Source organism: Flavobacterium salmonis (assembly GCF_903819435.1).
Classification (GTDB): Bacteria; Bacteroidota; Bacteroidia; order Flavobacteriales; family Flavobacteriaceae; genus Flavobacterium; species Flavobacterium chungangense.
This window is the reverse complement of the sequence record NZ_CAIJDP010000057.1, coordinates 219,793-239,272: the sequence shown is the minus strand read 5'-3', so window position 1 is coordinate 239,272 and position 19,480 is coordinate 219,793. Positions and strand designations below refer to the sequence as shown.

Sequence of the window (19,480 nt, the reverse complement as noted above, 5' to 3'; positions counted from 1 at the left end):
CAGGAAACCTAACTGAACTTTGAATTCAATTAAAAGGGTTTTGTTTCTTGGGGCGAAACTTTATGAAACTATAGCTGAAGGAGGACCCCGCAGTGTGTAAAGACTTCCTGAAAAGGAAATAATACTTTCTGAAAATCCAAAGAAATAAGGGATTTCCTGATGATTACTAAAAAACTGAAACGTGAAATTTTCAGGAGTAATGTAACTTCCAAAAGAAAAATGACAAACAAAACAAGAGTCATCGTCATGATGCTGATGCGTAATTTCACCATTTACATCATTGTAATTATGATGACATTTTTTTTCTGAAAGCTGTTTTGAAATGTGCTCATAACTATGGATGGACTGAAACAGTATTGATAGCAATACCATCAGACCCAAAGTAAAACCGGTTATGAGCTGTCTTTTTTTCATTACGGTACAAAGGTATAAAAGGCAAATATAAAAATGTTTGATTTTAACGCTTTTTATTGAAAATAGTGCAACAGAATATTTTTATGAAGAGTGAAAACAGAATAATTAGCATTGCAACCAAATCATAAACAATCATTATATTTGTGTGTCAAATAAATATTTCTAAAAAACGTTTATTTAAAATCCTCATAAAACTCAAACAAACTATGCGATTATTTTTTAGTTGTTTATTTCTGATATCGTTTTTCAATGTTTTTTCGCAGGAAGAAAGACCTCAAGAAAAGCCGGTAATTAAAATTGATTCATTGTACAGGGAAGATCAGTTTTATTTTACGGTGGGCTATAATCTGTTGACTCAGAATCCGGAAGGGCTTAAACAGGATAAATTTTCTGCCGAGATTTCTGCCGGTTTTTTAAGAGATATGCCAATCAACAAAAAAAGAACTGTTGCCATTGCAGCAGGTTTAGGTTTAACGTATCAGAATTATTTTCAAAACCTGACTATTTCTGAAAGCCAGGACGGAACACTAATTTATGGAGTAAATGATTATAATGAGTTTGTTTCAAATAAATACAGGCAATATTTGGTAGATCTTCCCATTGAGTTTAGATGGAGAAATTCTACTTATGAAAGTCATAAGTTTTGGAGGGTTTATGCCGGATTAAAATTAAGCTATGTTTTAGCCAGCAAATCTGTTGTAGATGATGGCGAAAACACTTATATAGTTCGAAATAATTCCGATATCAACAGGTTTCAGTATGGCGCAACTATTTCTGCGGGTTACAACACCTGGAATGCTTATTTGTATTATGGACTGAATCCTTTGTTTAAAGACGTTAAAACTGTTTCAGGAGAAAGCGTAAAAATGAAAACCATGAGTGTGGGGCTTATTTTTTATATTTTATAACCACAAATACAGAAATAAAACCTGCGGAATTATTCCGATTAAAAATCCTATTAACAATTCCTTGTACGTATGGGCATTCATTTCAAGGCGAGATGAAGCTGCGATTCCGGTCAGTAAAATTAAAAGTGCCGGCCAGTACGGATTATGTAATTGCAAATGCATATTAAGTCCAATTACAAAAACGGCACAACCACTAATTGCCATCATATGCAGGCTGGCTTTTATCTTAAAAAGAGAATAAATCAGAGCCATAATAGTACTGAATAATCCGCCCAGAAAAAAGAAATGCAGTTCAGGGTAGCGAGTAATAACAATGCTTCTTTTTACCAGTAATATAAATAAAAAACACTGTAAAATTAAGGGTATTATTCGTTGCGAGGTTTCATGTATCATGACCGATTTTACATTACCGGTGGAGCGAAGCAATAGAAAAAATAATAAAGGGACAATAACGGTAATAATGAGTATTTGAAATAAAACAAAATATTTTTCCTGGATAGTAAAGGCATCATCCTTATAAAAAAGATAAAATAAGGTCGCATACATCGATATAAAAATTGGATGTAATATATAGGAGAATATCGGAAGTATTTTTTTCAAAATGCAGTAATTTGAGGTGTCTAACAAATATAATTGAAATATAAATAGCTTTTTGTAAACCCTTTATTTTTTAAGAAAATCACAACTCTTTTCAGTCTTTAATGTTTAATTTTGAAAAAAAAGAAACTTCTAAATGAGCGTAAACTTAAAAAGCCTTGTTTCGGTTCTTCATGCCGAATGGATTGGCTCAGATCTAACTGTTTTTATTGAACAGATTTCGATTGACAGCCGTTCACTGCAAAACGGTTCTCAAACTTTATTTTTTGCATTGTCCGGAGTAAATAATGATGCGCATTCGTATGTTTCTGAACTTATAGATAAAGGAGTTCAGAATTTTGTAGTTGAATATATTCCTGAAAATTGTGTCGGAAAAGCCAATTTTTTAGTCGTAAAATCTACTTTAGATGCCCTTCAGAAGTTTGCCGCTCATCACCGGCATCTTTTTGACTTTCCTGTTATCGGATTAACGGGAAGTAATGGAAAAACGATCGTAAAAGAATGGCTTAATTTTTTATTAAGCCCTGATTATAATATTATACGAAGTCCTAAAAGTTATAATTCACAGGTTGGAGTGCCACTTTCGGTGATTGCGATTAATGAGAAACATAATTTAGGCATTTTTGAAGCCGGAATTTCGACGGTTAATGAAATGGAAAAATTAGAGCAAATCATAAAACCCACAATAGGACTACTTACCAATATTGGAACTGCACACGACGAAGGATTTTTAAATCTAGTACAAAAGATTGATGAAAAACTGCTTTTGTTTAAAGACTGTCCGGTTATTATATATCAGAAAAATGAAATTGTAGATTCCTGTTTATCTCAATTTTCGGCCGAATATATGCTGCATCCCCGAAAACTTTTTTCATGGAGCTATATCGATAATACAGCCGATGTTTTTGTTTCGAAAAGAGAAAATAAAAATGAAACGACGCGTATTCAGTATCATTACAAAGGGAGAAGTCATGACTTAAAAATCCCTTTCAGTGATTCCGCTTCACTGGAAAATGCAATTTCCTGCTTATTGGTATTGCTTAATTTTGAATATGATGCTGAGACGGTTCAAAATCGGATGTACGGATTGTATCCGGTTGAAATGCGTCTGGAAGTCAAAAATGGAATTCATAATTGCAGCATTATTGACGATAGTTATAGTTCTGATTTTCAATCGCTTAAAATAGCACTGGATTTTTTAGAAAGCCAAAAAAAGAATGCATCCAAAGCAGTTATTTTATCTGATATTTTTCAAAGCGGATTTTCAAACGAAGAATTATATTCTAAAGTTTCCCAACTAATTGCAGATAATAAAGTCAATCGTATAATTGGAATCGGCACAACCATTTCGTTATTTAAAAACAAATTTTCGAGTTGTATCACATATCAAAACACTGCTGAATTTATCAATGATTTTGAAAATCTGAATTTTAATAACGAAACCATTTTAATAAAAGGAGCAAGGTCGTTTCAGTTTGAAGAAATTGTAACTTTACTGGAAGAGAAAACGCATGAAACGATTCTTGAAATCAATCTGAATTCCATTAGCCATAATTTAAATTTCTTTAAATCTAAATTAGCAAGTGATGTTAAAATTATGGTTATGGTAAAAGCATTTGGCTATGGAAACGGAGGATTGGAAATAGCAAAATTGCTGGAACATCATAAAGTTGATTATTTAGGAGTGGCTTTTGCCGATGAAGGAATTTCACTTAAAAATGGCGGAATCAAATTACCAATCATGGTCTTAAATCCTGAATCGACGAGTTTTGCATCGATTATTCAATATCAGTTAGAGCCTGAAATTTATAGTTTGAAAGGATTAAATGCTTTTTTGAAGATTGCCCGTGAAAAGAATCTAAAAGATTTTCCGATCCACATCAAACTCGATACCGGAATGCATCGTCTGGGTTTTGAAGAAAATACAATAGACGAATTGATTGCTGCTTTAAAAGGAAATTCAACAGTACGCATCCAGAGTATTTTATCGCATATGGCGACTAGCGATGATATAAAGCATTATGAATTTGCAATGTCGCAAATTCGATTGTTCGAAAAACTCTCTTCAAAATTAATGAATGAATTAGGAGTAAACCCAATCCGTCATATTCTGAATACTTCCGGAATCAGTAATTTTCCGGATGCGCAATACAACATGGTACGTTTGGGAATTGGACTTTATGGTGTTTCAAACGATCCCTCAGAACAAAAATACCTGGAAAATGTAGGGACTTTAAAATCGATTATTTCGCAGGTTCGTACTATTCCTGCAGGCGACAGTGTCGGCTATGGAAGAAGATTCATGGCCGAAAAAGAAACCAAAATAGCAACAATTCCGATTGGTTATGCTGATGGGATTTCAAGATTATGGGGCAATCAGATAGGTTATATTACAATTAAAAATCAAAAGGCGTCTATTGTAGGAAGTGTCTGTATGGATATGCTGATGGTAGATGTTAGCGAAATTGATTGTAAAGAAGGTGATTCGGTTACCATTTTTGGAGAATCTCCAACAGTAATAGAAATAGCAGAAGCTTTAAAAACAATTCCTTATGAAATTCTGACCAGTATTTCACAAAGAGTAAAAAGGGTATTTTTCAGATAGTTTTTAAAGAAACTTTCAATAAAATTACGTATTTTCGATACCTATTAATTACATAAAAATAAAGAATTATGGGATTTGTTTCAGAATTTAAGGAATTTGCAACGAAAGGCAACGTAATTGATTTGGCTGTCGGTGTAATTATTGGTGCTGCTTTCAATAAAATTGTAAGCTCATTAATTGATGATGTTATAACACCATTGATATTAAAACCTGCTTTAGAAGCTGCTCATTTATCAAGTATTGAACAATTAACGGCTTTTGGAGGCATAAAATACGGAATGTTTCTTTCGGCAGTAATTAACTTTATAATTGTTGCTTTTGTTTTGTTTCTAATTATTAAAGGAATAAACAATCTGAAAAAGAAAGAAGCACCTGCTCCTGCACCGCCTGCCGGACCAACGCAGGAAGAATTGCTTACACAAATTAGGGATCTTTTGAAAAATAAACAATAATATACATACCGCTACACTAAAGTCTAACTTAACCGTTCCATAATTGGGACGGTTTTTTCTTTTTGTTTAATTTGTAACAATTTGTTATTTTTTGTGAATCGAATTGTAATCGTTTTTATTATCCTTACTTTTGCATTCTAAATTAGAACATTCATATAAAAAAATATAAAATGAGAATAGCGGTTGTAGGCGCCACCGGTATGGTTGGCGAAATAATGTTGAAAGTTTTAGCAGAAAGAAATTTTCCTGTTACAGAACTAATTCCAGTTGCTTCAGAGAAATCTGTGGGTAAAGAAATCGAATATAAAGGTCAGAAATATAAAGTTGTTGGTTTGCAGACTGCGGTTGATTTAAAAGCTGATATTGCTGTTTTCTCTGCCGGAGGTGATACTTCATTAGAGTGGGCTCCAAAATTTGCTGCTGCCGGAACAACGGTAATTGACAATTCATCTGCGTGGAGAATGGATCCGACCAAAAAACTGATCGTTCCTGAAATCAATGCCGAGTCTTTGACGAAAGAAGATAAAATTATTGCAAACCCAAACTGCTCTACGATTCAAATGGTATTGACATTGGCTCCTTTGCACAGAAAATACAATATCAAAAGAATTATCGTTTCGACTTACCAATCGATTACCGGTACCGGTGTAAAAGCGGTGAGACAATTAGAAAATGAATACGCAGGAGTTGAAGGTGATATGGCTTACAAATATCCAATTCACAGAAATGCAATTCCACAATGCGATAGTTTTGAAGCTAATGGATACACTAAAGAAGAAATGAAATTAGTTCGTGAAACTCAAAAAATACTTGCAGATAATACCATCAGAGTTACGGCTACTGCAGTTCGTGTTCCTGTTGTTGGAGGTCACAGTGAGGCTGTAAACGTTGAGTTTACAAATGATTTTGATGTAAAAGAAGTTCGCGAAATTTTACAAAATACTGATGGAGTAGTGGTTCAGGATGACCTGGATGCGTTTTCTTATCCAATGCCTTTATTTGCAGAAGGTAAAAATGAAGTTTTTGTTGGAAGAATTCGTCGTGACGAAAGCCAGCCAAATACATTAAACATGTGGATCGTTGCTGATAACTTAAGAAAAGGAGCAGCTACAAACACAATCCAGATTGCAGAATATTTAATTCAGGCAGGTTTGGTATAAATCAGAGGTTACAAAAATTGTTATAAAAAAACCGTAATTCCTAAAAGTGACTACGGTTTTTTGTTTTATAATTTATCATAATTTGCAGTTTAAATTTATGACAATATATGGCATTTCCAATAGATCTAAAATACATAATTGAGGCAGAAAGGGAGTTAGAGGTTGAATTTCCATATGAATTCAAACAAAAAATGATCAACCTCAATGGAGGTGAATTAATAACAGAAGATGATCACTGGCAACTATATCCCTTTTTTGATAAATCTGATAAAAAAAGAATAAGCAGAACTTGTAATCACATTGTTTTAGAAACAAAACAAGCTAAAAAATGGAGTGGTTTTCCTCTAAACGCAATTGCCATTGCAACAAATGGCTGTGGGGATAAATTGATTCTTTTTCCATTAAATGGTAATGAAAAAAAGTTAGGTGAAAATATATTTTTATGGTTTCACGAAACTGGAAAAACGCAAGAAGTAGCAGAAACTATAAGCGAACTTATAGAAGAGTAATTTTTTGATAATACAAAAAAAGCGAGAACTATACATTCTCGCTTTTTTATGTTTTTAATATTCCGGAGCCAGTTCAAGTTCCAGTCCTTCTAATTCTGTAGTAATTGGAATCTGACAACCTAAGCGGCTGTTAGATTTAACATAAAATGCTTCAGAAAGCATGGCTTCTTCATCATCTCCCATCTCCGGTAATGCAACATCATTTAGAACATAACACTGGCAGGAAGCGCACATAGCCATTCCGCCACAGGTTCCTTCAACAGGAAGTTCGTATGCTTTGCATAACTCCATTATATTCATTGCCATATCAGTTGGAGCCTGTAATTCGTGTATAACTCCTTCTCGATCTTTAATCTTTATTAATACATCCATTTTAAAATATTGGAATTTTACTTACTTAGAATTTGATAACGTGAACAAACTCTAAAATTATTTACTAACTATTTGGTTTTAAGCTAAATGCAAATTCTTTTCTGCTGCTTTCTTTCAGGTGCATTTTAGCCCCTAATATATTTCCGCCTTTTTCTAATAATGTAACAATGGCAATTACTGAATAATAATCTTTATCCAATTGAAAAATCAAAGTACCTTCATAAGTATTATTTACTACTCCTTGTTTATCTGTTGAAGATGATATTTTTCTTGGATGTGAAAATTCTGCTGAATTGTAAGCCGCCTTATTTGAAAATTTTGGCTTCCCTTCGCAAAAATCATATAAAAAATCATAATTACCTAATCTAAGGCTGCCTTCTTCATTGTTGTTGATAGAAAATACAATCTTTCCAGAATAGGTATAATCGGACCATTCTTCTGAATCATTAAGCCATGCTTTGTCTACAATTAATGTCTCTGAACTTTGTTGTGCGTAATTTATGCTAATAGAAAAAAATAATATAAATAGAATGTAATATTTTTTCATGATTTAAGATTTTAAGGGGTTATGTTGCAAATTTAAGTTAAAAATGCAACAATTTCTCAATAGAATACCTTAAATCTTTATATTGTTTTTTATCAAAATCATAAAAAAACATGTGTTTTAACAGCTTTGTATAAAAAAATATTACAAAAGAGGTTAAATGGCTATTATTCTTATTGATTATTTCAAATTTAAAAAAAGAATAAGTTACCCGTTTATTACATTATATTGACTACTGTTTCTATTTGTGGAGCATATTTTTTTATAGTTGTTTCTACACCCGCTTTTAAAGTCATCTGATTTACACTGCAACTTATGCATGCGCCTTCAAGACGAACTTTTACATGTTTATCGTCTTCAATTGAAATCAGTGTAATGTCACCACCATCAGAATTCAAAAAAGGTCTGATTTCATCAAGAGCTAATAATACGTTGCTTGTTAATTCTTCTGTTGTCATAATATTAATGTATCAATTAGAGAATGTTGCTAATTAGAGAATGTGTCAATTAGAGAATGTGTCAATTAGGTAATTCTTAAAACGATCCCAATTATTTCATTATCTTATTTTCAAATTATCTAATTAACTCATTGTCTCAATTATCTAATTTTTTTTAACTGCTGAACATCCTGCCATTGTTGTAATTTTTATGGCTTCTGTTGCAGGCAGGCTTTCGTTTCTGTTTACTGTTTCCTGAACTACATTTCTGGTAATTTCTTCAAATACAGTTTCAATTACTGAAGCAGTTTGCAAAGCTGCTGGGCGGCCATAATCTCCTGCTTCACGAATAGACTGAACAATTGGTACTTCTCCTAAAAACGGAACATTCAAATCTTCTGCAAGATTTTTTGCTCCTTCCTGTCCAAAGATATAATATTTATTGTCAGGTAATTCTTCTGGTGTAAAGTACGCCATATTTTCAATAATTCCCAAAACCGGAACATTAATATTATCCTGCATAAACATAGAAACACCTTTTTTTGCATCTGCAAGTGCCACTGCCTGAGGTGTACTTACTACAACTGCTCCGGTGATTGGCAATGACTGCATAATTGAAAGGTGAATATCTCCCGTTCCAGGAGGCAGGTCAATAAGCATAAAGTCTAATTCACCCCAATCAGCGTCAAAAATCATTTGATTCAGGGCTTTTGCCGCCATTGGCCCTCTCCATATTACAGCCTGACTAGGTGCTGTAAAAAATCCTATAGAAAGTATTTTGATTTCATAACTTTCAACGGGCTTCATTTTAGATTTTCCGTCAACAGTAATCGAAATTGGTTTTTCATTTTCAACATCAAACATAATTGGCATTGATGGTCCATAAATATCGGCATCAAGAACACCAACTGCAAATCCCATCTTTGCCAGTGTTACAGCTAAATTTGCTGTCACTGTAGATTTTCCGACACCCCCTTTTCCTGAAGCAACAGCAATAATATTTTTGATTCCCGGAATGGCACGGCCTTTAATTTCGTTTTTCTCAGGAGTTTCTACCTTAATGTTTACTTTAACTTTTGCTTCTGGCGATACCAATTCATGAATTGTTTTTTTGATATCATCTTCAGCTCTTTTTTTAATATGCATGGCTGGCGTATTAAGCACTAGGTCAACTACCACTTCATCACCAAAGGTAATTACATTGGCAACAGCGCCGCTTTCGACCATATTTTTTCCTTCTCCGGCTATAGTTATCGTTTCTAAAGCTTTAAGAATTTCTTTTCTATCTAATTTCATTTTGATATTGTATTTTTCTAATGATTGAAACTAATTTAAAAGTGATATTTATTTAAACCAATTTCAGATTGCAAAGATAACGGATTATGTTCGGATTTTTGCTGTTTTGAATTGTATTTGTTGATGGTCTGATTGAGTAAATAAATCAAAACAGAAACCGAAAAAATAGTTTTAGGGGTTTCAAAAAGTGATTAGGGCTAATTATTGGTTTTTAAATACCAACTTTTTGAATCTGATATCTCTTTTAAAAAAATAGTAAGTCAAAAGCATGAAAAAAACTATGCTAAATATTGTTTACATAATTGTTGGTAATAAAGATACATTTTGGCGATAACGTTTTCCTAATAGTTATCAGAAACAGTATGATTCTTATAATGTATAAACTCAAATTGAAACAGATTTAACCAAACCAGAATCTCTCGTATTCTAGCTGTAATAAAATTCTGTATTCGTGCAATTTAATGGAAGTCAGTCACTTAATGTGAATTTTAATAAATGTATGTTTTATTCTATAAAACAATTTTTATCGCATTGAAGTAAATTTGAAGAACCCTAAATTTTTGATTTACAATATTTTAATAAATATGGTGAAGATTCATGTTGAAGGTTTCTGATTGTGTTTTTCGCTTTATTTTTTAAATAAGTTTAATGTTAAATATTTAAAAAATGAACATCATGCGACATTTAAATAAATTCCTCCTAATTATAACGATAGTTTTTTTGTTCTCTTCATTTGGCTTTAAGAATGAAAAAGAAAAATCTTTAAATGATAAATTATTTTTAAAAGAAAATAATTTTGAAAATTTTATTGACAGCACTTCAGTCTTGTCATCGGCCTTTAATTTTCAAAATAGAAATCGGGATTCTATCGCAAATATAACCAGAACTTCAGGTCAGGTTTACCTATTATCCAGACAGTATGACAGACTTGAAATAGCTTTGGAAAAATATCGAAAAATTGAAAGAAAAAAACTTTGGAAAAAAATTGATATTGACAGTGCAACTTTTAAAGATTTAAAACCTTTTGATAGCGGCGTTGCAGTAAAGCAAATTCGTGAGCGTTTATTTATAGATGGTGATTTAAAAAAAGATTCGAAAAGCACTATTTATAATGAAGAACTTATGGCCGGGGTTTTAAATTATAAAAAAAGATATGGTCTTGCTCTAAATTATAAATTGACGCTGGATCATATCAAACAAATGAACGAGCCAATATCAGAAAGAATCAAAACGATACAGCTAAACATGGAACGTTGTCGTTTAATTCCCGAAAATCTGATAAATGCAAGTGATTATATTATGGTAAACATTCCATCTTACCGATTGCTTTATGTTAAAAACGGACATAATGAATTTACATCTGATGTTTTTGTTGGGACTAAATGGTCTGAAACGGAAATTTTCAGCAGTACAATGGACAAAGTGGTATTTAGCCCATATTGGAATGTTCCGCAGAGTATCATTGATAACGAATTAAAGCTTAACATGGCTTCGAATAAAAAATATCTGGAAGAGCATAATATGGAATGGAATGGAGGGAAGGTAAGACAAAAACCGGGTCCTAAAAATTCTTTGGGACTGGTGAAATTTTTGTTTCCAAATCCATTTGATATTTACATGCACGATACTCCGGCCAAAAGTTTATTTCAGTTCGAACAGCGTACTTTTAGTCATGGATGTATCAATATTAAAGAAGCTAAGAAATTGGCGCATGTAATTTTAAAAGACGATGCCGACTGGCCATCAGAAAAAATAGATCTTGCGATGAATGGTGAAATTGAAACAACCTGTATATTGAAAAATAAAATTCCGATTTATATAGGTTATTTTACTGCATGGGTAAGTGAGGATACAGGTGAAGTCAATTTTTTTTCGGATGTGTATGAAAAAGACAAAGAAAAAGAAGTTGATGGATCCAAAAATGTGGTGATGGAGTAAGTGTCTGGAATTGGTTATAACGTCATTTCGGGCTGCCAAAAATGTTTTTCAAAATTTATAATTTGATTATTGACTACTTCAATGCCTTCGCTCTCTAGAAGCTGCTGCATTAAGTTGGTTCCGTCAAAATGATGTTTTCCTGTTAAGAGTCCTTTTCTGTTAACAACGCGATGTGCGGGAATATCTTCCATGTTATGGCAAGCATTCATTGCCCAGCCAACCATTCGGGCTGATCGTGCAGTTCCTAATGATTTTGCAATAGCACCATAGGAAGTTACTTTTCCGTACGGAATCTGTCGCGCGATTGTGTAGACTTTTTCAAAAAAATTATCTTCAGCCATAGAGTTTGAATTTTGCTACAGATTAGAAGATCAAAGAGATTAATTAATAATTCTCTGTTACTATGCGGAAACTGCGCAAATCACTTTTTTTGCCCCATTTCTCAAAATCAGTTTAATCTTCTAATCTGAGGTTTAATATTTTTAACTAAAGTAATAGTTCAAAATATTAAAAAGTGTCACAAGAGCAATTAAACCGGTGATGCTTCCAATAATCGTATTCATATTGCGCATCATATAATCTGTCTTCTTTTCTATTCTTCCAAAGAAAGCGATATAACTGTATAAAACGGCAAAAGAGCCTAAAACAGAACCTAATACAAAAGTAAAAATAATGTTGTTTTCGAACACAAAAAGATGGTAAGAAGCTAAAGTAACACTTACCAGTACATAATACGGAATTGGGAAAAAATTCAATCCGGAAAGGAGCATTCCTAAAAAGAAGCGGCTTTCTTTACTCTTCTTTTTGATTTTTGATTTTTTGGTTTTGGGTCCTTTTGCTATAAATAAAAAATAAATGGTTAAAACTGAAAAGATACCAAAACCAACTTCTCTCAGTAATGCCACGACATCCGGTCTGCTATTAATAACCTGAGCAAATAAAACCGCTACGGAAACCTGAAAAAAAATGACTAAAACGGCACCAATAACAAACCATAAGGCATTTTTTTTTCCTTCTTTCAAATTTATTTTAGCTGCAGTCATGTTGATTAGTCCCGGAGGAATAATCCCAATAAATGCGGCAATAAAACCTGAAATTAATGGAGTGAGTAATGCCATTCAGTTATTTAATGGTTGAAAAATGATTTTAAAATTAAATTAGTCTTTAATTTTAAAACGAATATACGTAATTGCCTTATTAATTTCTAAATATTGTTTTTCGTAAAAGGTCTGAATTGAAGTTACAACTTCAGGACTTCCTTCATTTTTATATACGTTATGATTGGCGTATAAAACTTCGTGTCCTTCTCCATGCAATAATCCTAAAGTATAACCATGCATGAATTCGCTGTCGGTTTTCAGGTTGACAACACCGTCTTTTTTAAGGATTTTTTTATACAATTTCAAAAACTCAGAATTGGTCATTCTGTGTTTGGTTCTTTTGTATTTGATCTGCGGATCCGGAAAAGTAATCCAGATTTCATCTACTTCATTTTCAGCAAAAATATGGTTGATTAACTCGATCTGAGTTCGTACAAAAGCCACATTATGAAGACCGTCGTCAACAGCAGTTTTGGCGCCTCTCCAGAAACGGGCACCTTTGATGTCAATTCCGATAAAATTTTTGTCCGGGTATTTTTCTGCCAGTCCAACAGAATATTCGCCTTTTCCACATCCTAATTCTAAAACTAATGGATTGTCATTTTTAAAGAAATCGGTATTCCATTTTCCTCTTAACGGAAATGAATCGCTTACAACTTCTTCTCTGGTTGGCTGGAAAACGTTTTCAAATGTTTCGTTTTCCCTGAATCTTTTTAGTTTATTTTTACTTCCCACTTTTTACAAAAATTTTCCGCAAAATTAAGGAATATAAACGAATGGACGAGGTGTAATTGAAGTTTAAATTTTAGCCGCAGTATTTTCAGGTTTTAATCTGAGAAAGCTGCGGCTTATTTTTGGTTAGTAATGTGGTTCGGTTATATGTGATGATTTTGGATCCAGTGTTTCATCGTGCTGAGACAAATCCAGACCAATGTGTTCTGACTCTTCTGAAACTCTTAACGGAATAATGAAATTTGTTACTTTGAATAAGAAATAAGCTCCGAAGAAAGTAAATATTGAAACCAATACTAACGCCATCATGTGATGTCCAAAAACGCTCCATCCACCGTGAAGCAAACTTGCATCTTCGCCATGAGCGAATATGGCAGTAAGGATCATTCCCATAATTCCGCCAACACCATGACAGGCAAAAACGTCCAAAGTATCGTCGAATCTTTTCGAAAAACTGCAGTTTACAGCTGTGTTTGAAACCAAGGCTGTAATGAATCCGAAAAACATACTTTCGGGAACCGAGACAAAACCTGCGGCAGGAGTAATGGCAACTAAGCCAACAACAGCTCCAATACAGGCACCGAGAGCAGAAACTTTTCTTCCGTTCATTCGGTCAAAGAAAATCCACGTTAACATGGCTGCAGCCGATGAGGTTGTGGTAGTAGCAAAAGCCATGGCAGCAGTTCCGTTCGCAGCAAGTGCAGAACCAGCGTTGAATCCGAACCATCCAAACCATAACATTCCGGTTCCTAATAATACAAACGGAATATTGGTTGGAATATGCTGACTATTTTTTCTTTTTCCTAAAACGATAACCCCGGCCAAAGCGGCAAATCCGGAACTCATGTGTACTACGGTTCCTCCGGCGAAATCTTTTACACCAAAATAGCTTCCTAAAACACCGGTTGGGTACCAAACGGCATGACATAAAGGAGCGTATATAAAAATGGTAAATAAGCTGATGAAAATTAAATAGGAGATAAAACGAACACGTTCTGCAAATGATCCTGTAATAATCGCAGGGCAGATAATTGCAAATTTCATCTGAAACAAAGCAAAAAGCATAAACGGAATCGTATTAGCCAATTGTTTGTGAGGCAAAACGCCCACATAATCCATAAAGGCAAAAGTAGTTGGATTTCCGAAAAAACTGTAAAAATGATCACCTGAACCAAAACCAACAGGCTCTCCAAACGCAAGGCTAAAAGCGACTACAGCCCATAAAAGCGTAACAACTCCTAAGCAAATAAAACTTTGTAACATCGTTGAAATCACGTTTTTCTTGCCCACCATTCCGCCGTAAAAGAAAGATAATCCCGGAGTCATGATTAAAACCAGACAAGAGGATGTGAGCATCCAGGCAACATCTGCCGGAACAATATGTTCAGTAGTACCAAACTCAGACAATACATAATCATTTTCTGTAACCGTTGGCCAAAATGCCCCCGTGATACAAACAATACTTATCATAATAAAGGAGATGATCCAGCGTTTTTCTATTTTCATTTTTCAAATACTTTATTTAACCCTATTTTTTTTGGGGGCAAAGTTAAAAAAAAATAAATATTTTAAATTTAAGGTCTGACAAAATAGAGGCTTGGTTTTTATTTTAGTAAATTTTATAAAATTCAGCTTCTTTTTTTGAGAGTATCTTATTTTGTGCTTCTAAATTTACGCTATTATTGTCAAATATATTATAATAGAATTGACATCCTGAGTTCTAAAGTGCCCGAAAGCTGATGATTGCAAACAGAATGACAGATATTGCTTATTTTTTTTGAAGTTTGGCAATCAAAATATCTTCGATGGGCCCTTTTATTTTTACTACTGAATCCACTTCATCATTCGGAATCGTCATGGATAAAACGTAATGTTGAATCTTCCATTCTTTTCCTACTTTGACCAAAACTCCTGAACCACGGCAAATTTTCATTTGTGTATTTAACAGCTCATCAAACCAGGCTATTTTTCCGCTTTTGTCAAAAAAGATATGACGTTCCAAAGCCTTAAAATTCCAGGTTGTTCCTTTATCGAAATAGGGTTTCGCCCAGGCTTTAAAATCAGGTTTAATCCAGTTTTCGGTAGCGTCTGTTCCAATGTAAATCGCGTCTTCGGTCATGGCATTAAAATAAGCGTCGAATTTTACATCGGCCGCTGCTTTGTGCCAGGCGTCAAGTGTTTGATTGATTTTGTCTTTTTCGGCATTTTGGGCATTTGCAAAAACAGTAATAAATAAAAGTAATAGGATGGTCTTTTTCATGTATAAAGTATTTAAGTTTAAAGGTATTATTTTTTACCATATAAGTGATATAAGTTCATTTTAGTATTGTGTCTAGTATTGTGAAATTTAAATTTTACTGCTTGTTATTGAGTTCATAAAAGTTTATTCTAACACATAGAAAAACATAGTTTTATGTAGTAAAAAGAGTTGAATAAAGAAATACATTTCTTTACACATAGCTATGTGTTTTCAAATTAGTGAAACGCCTTTTTTCAGCGCTCCGAGACTATGTTTCTATGTGTTAAATAATTACAAAGCGATGAGATTTGTTCATTTTGATTTTCTTATATGTCTTTCAAAGGCTATTAACAAAGTAACTCAAAACTTAAATTATCTTATATCACTTATATGGTGGAAAAAATTTATATTTGAGTGCTCTTAAAATACCTCAATCATGAATTCAAAAATCTACATAAGTTCGATCATTATTGCCTCTTTAGCTTTTATTTCCTGCAAAAAAGAATTAGAAGTTCAGGAAAACACTTCAACATCTGAACTGATCCGATTAGGACTTGCAAAAGACACTTCTAAAACAGCAGCTCCGGTGGCACAGGCTCCGGCTACAAACCCGAATACGGTTTTAGGAGAAACAAAAGGACTGAATCCTGCTCATGGACAGCCGGGACATCGTTGTGATATTGCCGTTGGAGCGCCATTGAATTCGGCACCAACGCAACAAGGACAAACTGTAACTACACAATCTGCACAAACGGTTCAGGTAAATCCGGGTCAGCCAAAAGTGGTAACTACGACAGCCGTTGCACAGCCTGTAAAAGTAGCCAAAGGAATGAATCCGTCACATGGACAGCCGGGGCATAGATGTGATATTCCGGTTGGATCACCTTTAAATTCTCCGGTTACAAAACCCGCTACTACAACCACTACAGCTGCTGCTCCACAAAGCGGAACAGTCGAAAAATCTTTTACGGTAACACCACCAGCAAACAATGCCGTTCCTGCTTTGTTAAGTACCGAAACTGCAAAACCCGTAGCGACAAAAGAAGGAACAAACCCGGTACACGGACAGCCGGGACACCGATGCGATATTGCCGTGGGAGCGCCATTGCCGAAATCTTAAATTAGTCGAAAGTCGAAGGTCAAAAGTCGAAAGCAAAAACCATATAAGTGATATAAGTTCAGATAAGCATTAAGAGCTTAAATTAAAATGAACTTATATCACTTATATGGTTTAAAAAAGTGGAATTCTATATTTTAATGTGCTTTCATTTTTTCGAAAGTAGTAGTCAGTGATTTTTTGGCTTTTGCCAAAGCACCGCTAAACGCTTTTTCAAGAGTGTCTGCGTGTTCTGTAACAGTAAGCGGCTGTAAATTGGCGATACGGACTTCAAGAACGCATTTTTTATCGTTTAAGCCGAATTTCTCTCCATTTTCATCTCCAAAATGTACTTCTATGCGGGTAATTTTATCTTCAAAACGTGCTAACCCTTTTTCTAATTCTTCAGAAAAATAGTTTTCTAATCTTGCGTGTCCTTCAATGTTTTTGTCGGTATTGATTTGAATTTTCATAACGGTTTGTATTAATGATTGTTTCTCAAAGCTATTTTTTTTTAGATGAAAAGGCAAGTGAGTTAAGGAAAGATTATGAAAAATTTTGAGGATTTTTAAAACAATAAATTCGTTCTAAAATATTATTTGCTTGTTAAAAATTGTATCTAAATGATATTCGAGAAATTCTTTTCGTGGTAAATATTTTTGGGCTACAATAATTTTTTGATTTTCAATTGGGGTAAAATATTTGCTGTAAAACTCGGTTTCCCTTTTGTTTCTAATTTTATCAGAAAATATTATTTCGTGATTTGTCTTGATTCCAATTATTCCTTTGTCAAAAGCTTTATCGTAAAGCGCAGAAAAACAAATTCCATTTTCAGGATTTAATCTATGTTCCTCATTTTTGGACCATGGCATTATATGACTTGCTAATAAAAGTTCAGGAATATTAATTCCTGTAATAGCACATTTTGTATCGTAGTTTGCCAGAACCATTTGCCTGAAGACTGATTGATTGACTCTGGTTTTTACTTCCCGAATGATATTTTCTCCTTTTAAATCTTTTAAATTGAAAAGAATATCTCTGTACTTGTTTTCTATTGTTGTATTTTCTTTTTCGGCTAATATTTGTTCACTTTGAAATACTAATTCTTCTTGATTGTTGAAGAATTCATCCCAAATGGGTTGAACAGTTTTTATACCGCCAATCATACCTTTGATTCCTCTTGCTTGCAAAGCAGGATCGACACTGGCAAAATTCACTAAACGTAAAGCAACGGAATTTGAACTTCTACCAATTAAATTGGCTAGATGAATGATGTCTTTATTTGTACTATGCATTTTCCCGAAAGGAACTTTTAAGTATAAATTAAAGGCAAGAATTAATTCTTCCTTTGTCCAGAGGTTACGAGTTGCCATAATTTACGAAATATGGGGTAAATCTACCCCAACTCTATAACCATAACCAAAAGAGTTGTTTGCAATTCTTTGAGTATAATTTTCCTTTAAAATTGTTAGATGTTCTAATTCATGCATATTGTTAGCGTATAATATTTTCAACGAATCAATATTGTTTTCATCAGTTGGAATATAAGATGTAAAAGGTTTACATTTCCACTCAATTGCAATGTTTTTACTATTACAATTAATAAAAGAATAAAATCCTTGTTCAGCTTTTTCTAATGAAGATTTATTACTAACTTCTGTTCCAACCGTAAAGTAAAATTGATTTTCAATTTTGTTTGTGTTTAAACAATCACAAAGTGGTGTTATGCATAAAAAGTAATTTTCTCCAGATTTAAAGATGTCTCCAAAAGTTATTTTTTTATTTTTTCTGTTTTCAATATTTACACAAGAAACCATATTAGCAAATTGGCTTAGTTTATCAGGTAAATCAACATCAACTTTAATTTCTTTTAATAATTCTTCTAATAGAAATGTTGATCTTAGATCCAAATCTAAATTATATTGAGTTAATTCATTCATCCAAGATTGAATTACAAAGTTCACAAACGATGATTTTTCAAAGACTTTATCTTTTCCATTAATTTTAACATAATTATTGGCATGATATAAAAATGCTCGTTCATCAATCATATTAAATTTTGTCCCAATTGAAGAGAAATCTTCCCTTAATTTATCCTTTAATTCTAATGTAATTAAGTTAATAATACTGTGTGGGTTTGTATATATTGCTTCGCTAAATACATTAAAAAGATTTTCTGGCTCAACTCCATCATTATTTCCGCTTTTATGTAAAACGAGGATTATCACCCCATTAATTAGGAAGCAATCTTTATCGATCCCAATTCTTTTATTGCTGATTTTTTTAGAATCATCTTTTAGATTTATAGAAAAAATTAGATTTGCTATAATAAGCATTGATTCAATTATATCTTCATTAGCAGAAAATTGTTCCTTAGTAGTTCGTATAATTTTATTTGATAGTTTTTTTAAGTCAGTTAATTCAAGAAACTCTGCTAAACGTTTAATTATTTCATTAGATATCTCTTCTCTTTTATTAAAAAATTTAAAAAACTCAAAAAATAATTGTTTGTTTTCTTCAAAGAAAATTTCAACTTCATCATATCTCTTAGATAACCTTGATATTTTATCTTTAAACAAACTTATAAAATCATCAAAATTAGTTGAATTATAAAAGTTATAATTTTCACACAAGACTTGAGATACAGAATTTAAATCTTCAGTGTTAGTATAAATAACTACAAACGGGATATTCTTTTTTGAAATTATATCATTTAAAATTAGAAGTGTGTTTTTATACTTTTCTGCACTATCATCTAATTCCCAATCCAATATCAATAAGTCCTTATTATGAATCATATAATCGTTTTGTCGCCACTCATCGAAATTTTTAAACTGGTAAATATCTAAATCACAATGACCCTCTTTACGAAAAGAGTAATATAATTTCTTTGGATCATTACTATTTACTCCTTCTACAAAATCTGAATAAGGAGCTAGATAGTTATCATCAATACATATAGCATTTCTTATAGAATCTTTTATTATTTCTTTTGCAACATCTTCAAACGACTTTTTTTCTTGAATTGGTTGATGTATTTCTAGAGTCGTCTCTATAGGTGTTTTTTGCTCATCCATTCTA

The 19,480-nt window shown here is 32.9% G+C and carries 21 protein-coding genes; 7 read left to right on the top strand and 14 right to left on the bottom strand.

Translation table 11 applies throughout. The annotated features are described in order from the left end of the window. Positions 1-60: 60 nt before the first annotated feature. Positions 61-414 (bottom strand): hypothetical protein, encoded by a 354-nt coding sequence (locus FLACHUCJ7_RS03685; protein ID WP_078226996.1) that lies wholly within the window; start codon positions 412-414, stop codon positions 61-63. A 206-nt stretch (positions 415-620) separates the two neighbouring features. On the opposite strand from FLACHUCJ7_RS03685, the gene FLACHUCJ7_RS03680 reads away from it, so the two are divergent. Next, the gene (locus tag FLACHUCJ7_RS03680) at positions 621-1,322 is read left to right on the top strand and encodes a porin family protein (RefSeq protein ID WP_180907949.1); all 702 of its coding nucleotides are present in this window, start codon (positions 621-623) and stop codon (positions 1,320-1,322) included. Here FLACHUCJ7_RS03680 and FLACHUCJ7_RS03675 read toward each other — a convergent pair. Continuing rightward, positions 1,317-1,922 carry a hypothetical protein gene (locus FLACHUCJ7_RS03675; RefSeq protein WP_223255412.1) on the bottom strand — a complete coding sequence of 202 codons (606 nt, stop codon included), beginning with the start codon at positions 1,920-1,922 and terminating at the stop codon, positions 1,317-1,319. The two genes, FLACHUCJ7_RS03680 and FLACHUCJ7_RS03675, sit on opposite strands and share 6 nt — an antisense overlap. A 133-nt stretch (positions 1,923-2,055) precedes the next feature. On the opposite strand from FLACHUCJ7_RS03675, the gene FLACHUCJ7_RS03670 reads away from it, so the two are divergent. From FLACHUCJ7_RS03670 to FLACHUCJ7_RS03655, 4 genes are all read left to right on the top strand, one after another. After that, the gene (locus FLACHUCJ7_RS03670) at positions 2,056-4,524 is read left to right on the top strand and encodes a bifunctional UDP-N-acetylmuramoyl-tripeptide:D-alanyl-D-alanine ligase/alanine racemase (protein ID WP_180907948.1); all 2,469 of its coding nucleotides are present in this window, start codon (positions 2,056-2,058) and stop codon (positions 4,522-4,524) included. Between the two features lie 68 nt (positions 4,525-4,592). Next, entirely contained in the window at positions 4,593-4,976 is a 384-nt protein-coding gene (gene mscL / locus FLACHUCJ7_RS03665) for a large conductance mechanosensitive channel protein MscL (RefSeq protein WP_031454144.1), read from the top strand. A 170-nt stretch (positions 4,977-5,146) separates the two neighbouring features. Beyond that, on the top strand, positions 5,147-6,136 hold the full coding sequence (locus tag FLACHUCJ7_RS03660) for an aspartate-semialdehyde dehydrogenase (protein ID WP_078226999.1): 990 nt from the start codon (positions 5,147-5,149) through the stop codon (positions 6,134-6,136). Positions 6,137-6,243: 107 nt separating this feature from the next. After that, the gene (locus FLACHUCJ7_RS03655) at positions 6,244-6,645 is read left to right on the top strand and encodes an SMI1/KNR4 family protein (protein WP_180907947.1); all 402 of its coding nucleotides are present in this window, start codon (positions 6,244-6,246) and stop codon (positions 6,643-6,645) included. A 54-nt stretch (positions 6,646-6,699) separates the two neighbouring features. On the opposite strand, the gene FLACHUCJ7_RS03650 is transcribed toward FLACHUCJ7_RS03655, so the two are convergent. From FLACHUCJ7_RS03650 to FLACHUCJ7_RS03635, 4 genes are all read right to left on the bottom strand, one after another. Beyond that, positions 6,700-7,017 (bottom strand): 2Fe-2S iron-sulfur cluster-binding family protein, encoded by a 318-nt coding sequence (locus FLACHUCJ7_RS03650; protein WP_007805184.1) that lies wholly within the window; start codon positions 7,015-7,017, stop codon positions 6,700-6,702. A gap of 64 nt (positions 7,018-7,081) precedes the next feature. After that, a complete protein-coding gene (locus FLACHUCJ7_RS03645; RefSeq protein ID WP_031454147.1) occupies positions 7,082-7,564 on the bottom strand; it encodes a hypothetical protein in 483 nt (160 codons plus the stop codon). A 215-nt stretch (positions 7,565-7,779) separates the two neighbouring features. Next, the gene (locus FLACHUCJ7_RS03640; protein WP_017494691.1) at positions 7,780-8,019 is read right to left on the bottom strand and encodes a NifU family protein; all 240 of its coding nucleotides are present in this window, start codon (positions 8,017-8,019) and stop codon (positions 7,780-7,782) included. 144 nt (positions 8,020-8,163) lie between these two features. Next, entirely contained in the window at positions 8,164-9,294 is a 1,131-nt protein-coding gene (locus tag FLACHUCJ7_RS03635) for an Mrp/NBP35 family ATP-binding protein (RefSeq protein ID WP_180907946.1), read from the bottom strand. A gap of 675 nt (positions 9,295-9,969) precedes the next feature. On the opposite strand from FLACHUCJ7_RS03635, the gene FLACHUCJ7_RS03630 reads away from it, so the two are divergent. After that, positions 9,970-11,232 carry a L,D-transpeptidase family protein gene (locus FLACHUCJ7_RS03630; RefSeq protein ID WP_230408783.1) on the top strand — a complete coding sequence of 421 codons (1,263 nt, stop codon included), beginning with the start codon at positions 9,970-9,972 and terminating at the stop codon, positions 11,230-11,232. A gap of 14 nt (positions 11,233-11,246) precedes the next feature. Here FLACHUCJ7_RS03630 and FLACHUCJ7_RS03625 read toward each other — a convergent pair whose 3' ends face one another. The 5 genes from FLACHUCJ7_RS03625 to FLACHUCJ7_RS03605 all read right to left on the bottom strand — a co-directional run bounded on the left by FLACHUCJ7_RS03625 (position 11,247) and on the right by FLACHUCJ7_RS03605 (position 15,324). Then, entirely contained in the window at positions 11,247-11,573 is a 327-nt protein-coding gene (locus FLACHUCJ7_RS03625; RefSeq protein ID WP_180907944.1) for an MGMT family protein, read from the bottom strand. A gap of 141 nt (positions 11,574-11,714) precedes the next feature. Further along, positions 11,715-12,350 carry a LysE family transporter gene (locus tag FLACHUCJ7_RS03620; protein ID WP_078227009.1) on the bottom strand — a complete coding sequence of 212 codons (636 nt, stop codon included), beginning with the start codon at positions 12,348-12,350 and terminating at the stop codon, positions 11,715-11,717. A gap of 39 nt (positions 12,351-12,389) precedes the next feature. After that, on the bottom strand, positions 12,390-13,067 hold the full coding sequence (gene trmB, locus FLACHUCJ7_RS03615; protein WP_078227010.1) for a tRNA (guanosine(46)-N7)-methyltransferase TrmB: 678 nt from the start codon (positions 13,065-13,067) through the stop codon (positions 12,390-12,392). 123 nt (positions 13,068-13,190) lie between these two features. Beyond that, the gene (locus tag FLACHUCJ7_RS03610) at positions 13,191-14,570 is read right to left on the bottom strand and encodes an ammonium transporter (protein ID WP_078227011.1); all 1,380 of its coding nucleotides are present in this window, start codon (positions 14,568-14,570) and stop codon (positions 13,191-13,193) included. Positions 14,571-14,832: 262 nt separating this feature from the next. Next, positions 14,833-15,324, bottom strand: a complete 492-nt coding sequence (locus FLACHUCJ7_RS03605) for a nuclear transport factor 2 family protein (protein ID WP_180907943.1) — start codon at positions 15,322-15,324, stop codon at positions 14,833-14,835. Between the two features lie 415 nt (positions 15,325-15,739). On the opposite strand from FLACHUCJ7_RS03605, the gene FLACHUCJ7_RS03600 reads away from it, so the two are divergent. Then, a complete protein-coding gene (locus FLACHUCJ7_RS03600; protein WP_180907942.1) occupies positions 15,740-16,423 on the top strand; it encodes a hypothetical protein in 684 nt (227 codons plus the stop codon). Between the two features lie 134 nt (positions 16,424-16,557). Here the strand turns inward: FLACHUCJ7_RS03600 and FLACHUCJ7_RS03595 are convergent, their stop codons facing one another. From FLACHUCJ7_RS03595 to FLACHUCJ7_RS03585, 3 genes are all read right to left on the bottom strand, one after another. Then, positions 16,558-16,872 carry an HPF/RaiA family ribosome-associated protein gene (locus FLACHUCJ7_RS03595; RefSeq protein ID WP_031454156.1) on the bottom strand — a complete coding sequence of 105 codons (315 nt, stop codon included), beginning with the start codon at positions 16,870-16,872 and terminating at the stop codon, positions 16,558-16,560. A gap of 114 nt (positions 16,873-16,986) precedes the next feature. After that, positions 16,987-17,772: an HNH endonuclease gene (locus FLACHUCJ7_RS03590; RefSeq protein ID WP_180907941.1), complete on the bottom strand. Its 786-nt coding sequence runs from the start codon at positions 17,770-17,772 to the stop codon at positions 16,987-16,989. Between the two features lie 3 nt (positions 17,773-17,775). Beyond that, complete coding sequence (locus FLACHUCJ7_RS03585; protein ID WP_180907940.1) at positions 17,776-19,476, bottom strand: response regulator receiver domain; 1,701 nt, start codon at positions 19,474-19,476, stop codon at positions 17,776-17,778. Positions 19,477-19,480: the final 4 nt, after the last annotated feature.

Coding starts and splice junctions, on each gene's coding strand:
- FLACHUCJ7_RS03605 (WP_180907943.1), bottom strand. CDS start 15,324: ATGAAAAAGACCATCCTATTACTTTTATTTATTACTGTTTTTGCAAAT.
- FLACHUCJ7_RS03600 (WP_180907942.1), top strand. CDS start 15,740: ATGAATTCAAAAATCTACATAAGTTCGATCATTATTGCCTCTTTAGCT.
- FLACHUCJ7_RS03645 (WP_031454147.1), bottom strand. CDS start 7,564: ATGAAAAAATATTACATTCTATTTATATTATTTTTTTCTATTAGCATA.
- mscL (WP_031454144.1), top strand. CDS start 4,593: ATGGGATTTGTTTCAGAATTTAAGGAATTTGCAACGAAAGGCAACGTA.
- FLACHUCJ7_RS03590 (WP_180907941.1), bottom strand. CDS start 17,772: ATGGCAACTCGTAACCTCTGGACAAAGGAAGAATTAATTCTTGCCTTT.
- FLACHUCJ7_RS03685 (WP_078226996.1), bottom strand. CDS start 414: ATGAAAAAAAGACAGCTCATAACCGGTTTTACTTTGGGTCTGATGGTA.
- FLACHUCJ7_RS03640 (WP_017494691.1), bottom strand. CDS start 8,019: ATGACAACAGAAGAATTAACAAGCAACGTATTATTAGCTCTTGATGAA.
- FLACHUCJ7_RS03620 (WP_078227009.1), bottom strand. CDS start 12,350: ATGGCATTACTCACTCCATTAATTTCAGGTTTTATTGCCGCATTTATT.
- FLACHUCJ7_RS03595 (WP_031454156.1), bottom strand. CDS start 16,872: ATGAAAATTCAAATCAATACCGACAAAAACATTGAAGGACACGCAAGA.
- FLACHUCJ7_RS03655 (WP_180907947.1), top strand. CDS start 6,244: ATGGCATTTCCAATAGATCTAAAATACATAATTGAGGCAGAAAGGGAG.
- FLACHUCJ7_RS03630 (WP_230408783.1), top strand. CDS start 9,970: ATGCGACATTTAAATAAATTCCTCCTAATTATAACGATAGTTTTTTTG.
- FLACHUCJ7_RS03680 (WP_180907949.1), top strand. CDS start 621: ATGCGATTATTTTTTAGTTGTTTATTTCTGATATCGTTTTTCAATGTT.
- FLACHUCJ7_RS03585 (WP_180907940.1), bottom strand. CDS start 19,476: ATGGATGAGCAAAAAACACCTATAGAGACGACTCTAGAAATACATCAA.
- FLACHUCJ7_RS03660 (WP_078226999.1), top strand. CDS start 5,147: ATGAGAATAGCGGTTGTAGGCGCCACCGGTATGGTTGGCGAAATAATG.
- FLACHUCJ7_RS03610 (WP_078227011.1), bottom strand. CDS start 14,570: ATGAAAATAGAAAAACGCTGGATCATCTCCTTTATTATGATAAGTATT.
- FLACHUCJ7_RS03635 (WP_180907946.1), bottom strand. CDS start 9,294: ATGAAATTAGATAGAAAAGAAATTCTTAAAGCTTTAGAAACGATAACT.
- FLACHUCJ7_RS03625 (WP_180907944.1), bottom strand. CDS start 11,573: ATGGCTGAAGATAATTTTTTTGAAAAAGTCTACACAATCGCGCGACAG.
- FLACHUCJ7_RS03650 (WP_007805184.1), bottom strand. CDS start 7,017: ATGGATGTATTAATAAAGATTAAAGATCGAGAAGGAGTTATACACGAA.
- FLACHUCJ7_RS03670 (WP_180907948.1), top strand. CDS start 2,056: ATGAGCGTAAACTTAAAAAGCCTTGTTTCGGTTCTTCATGCCGAATGG.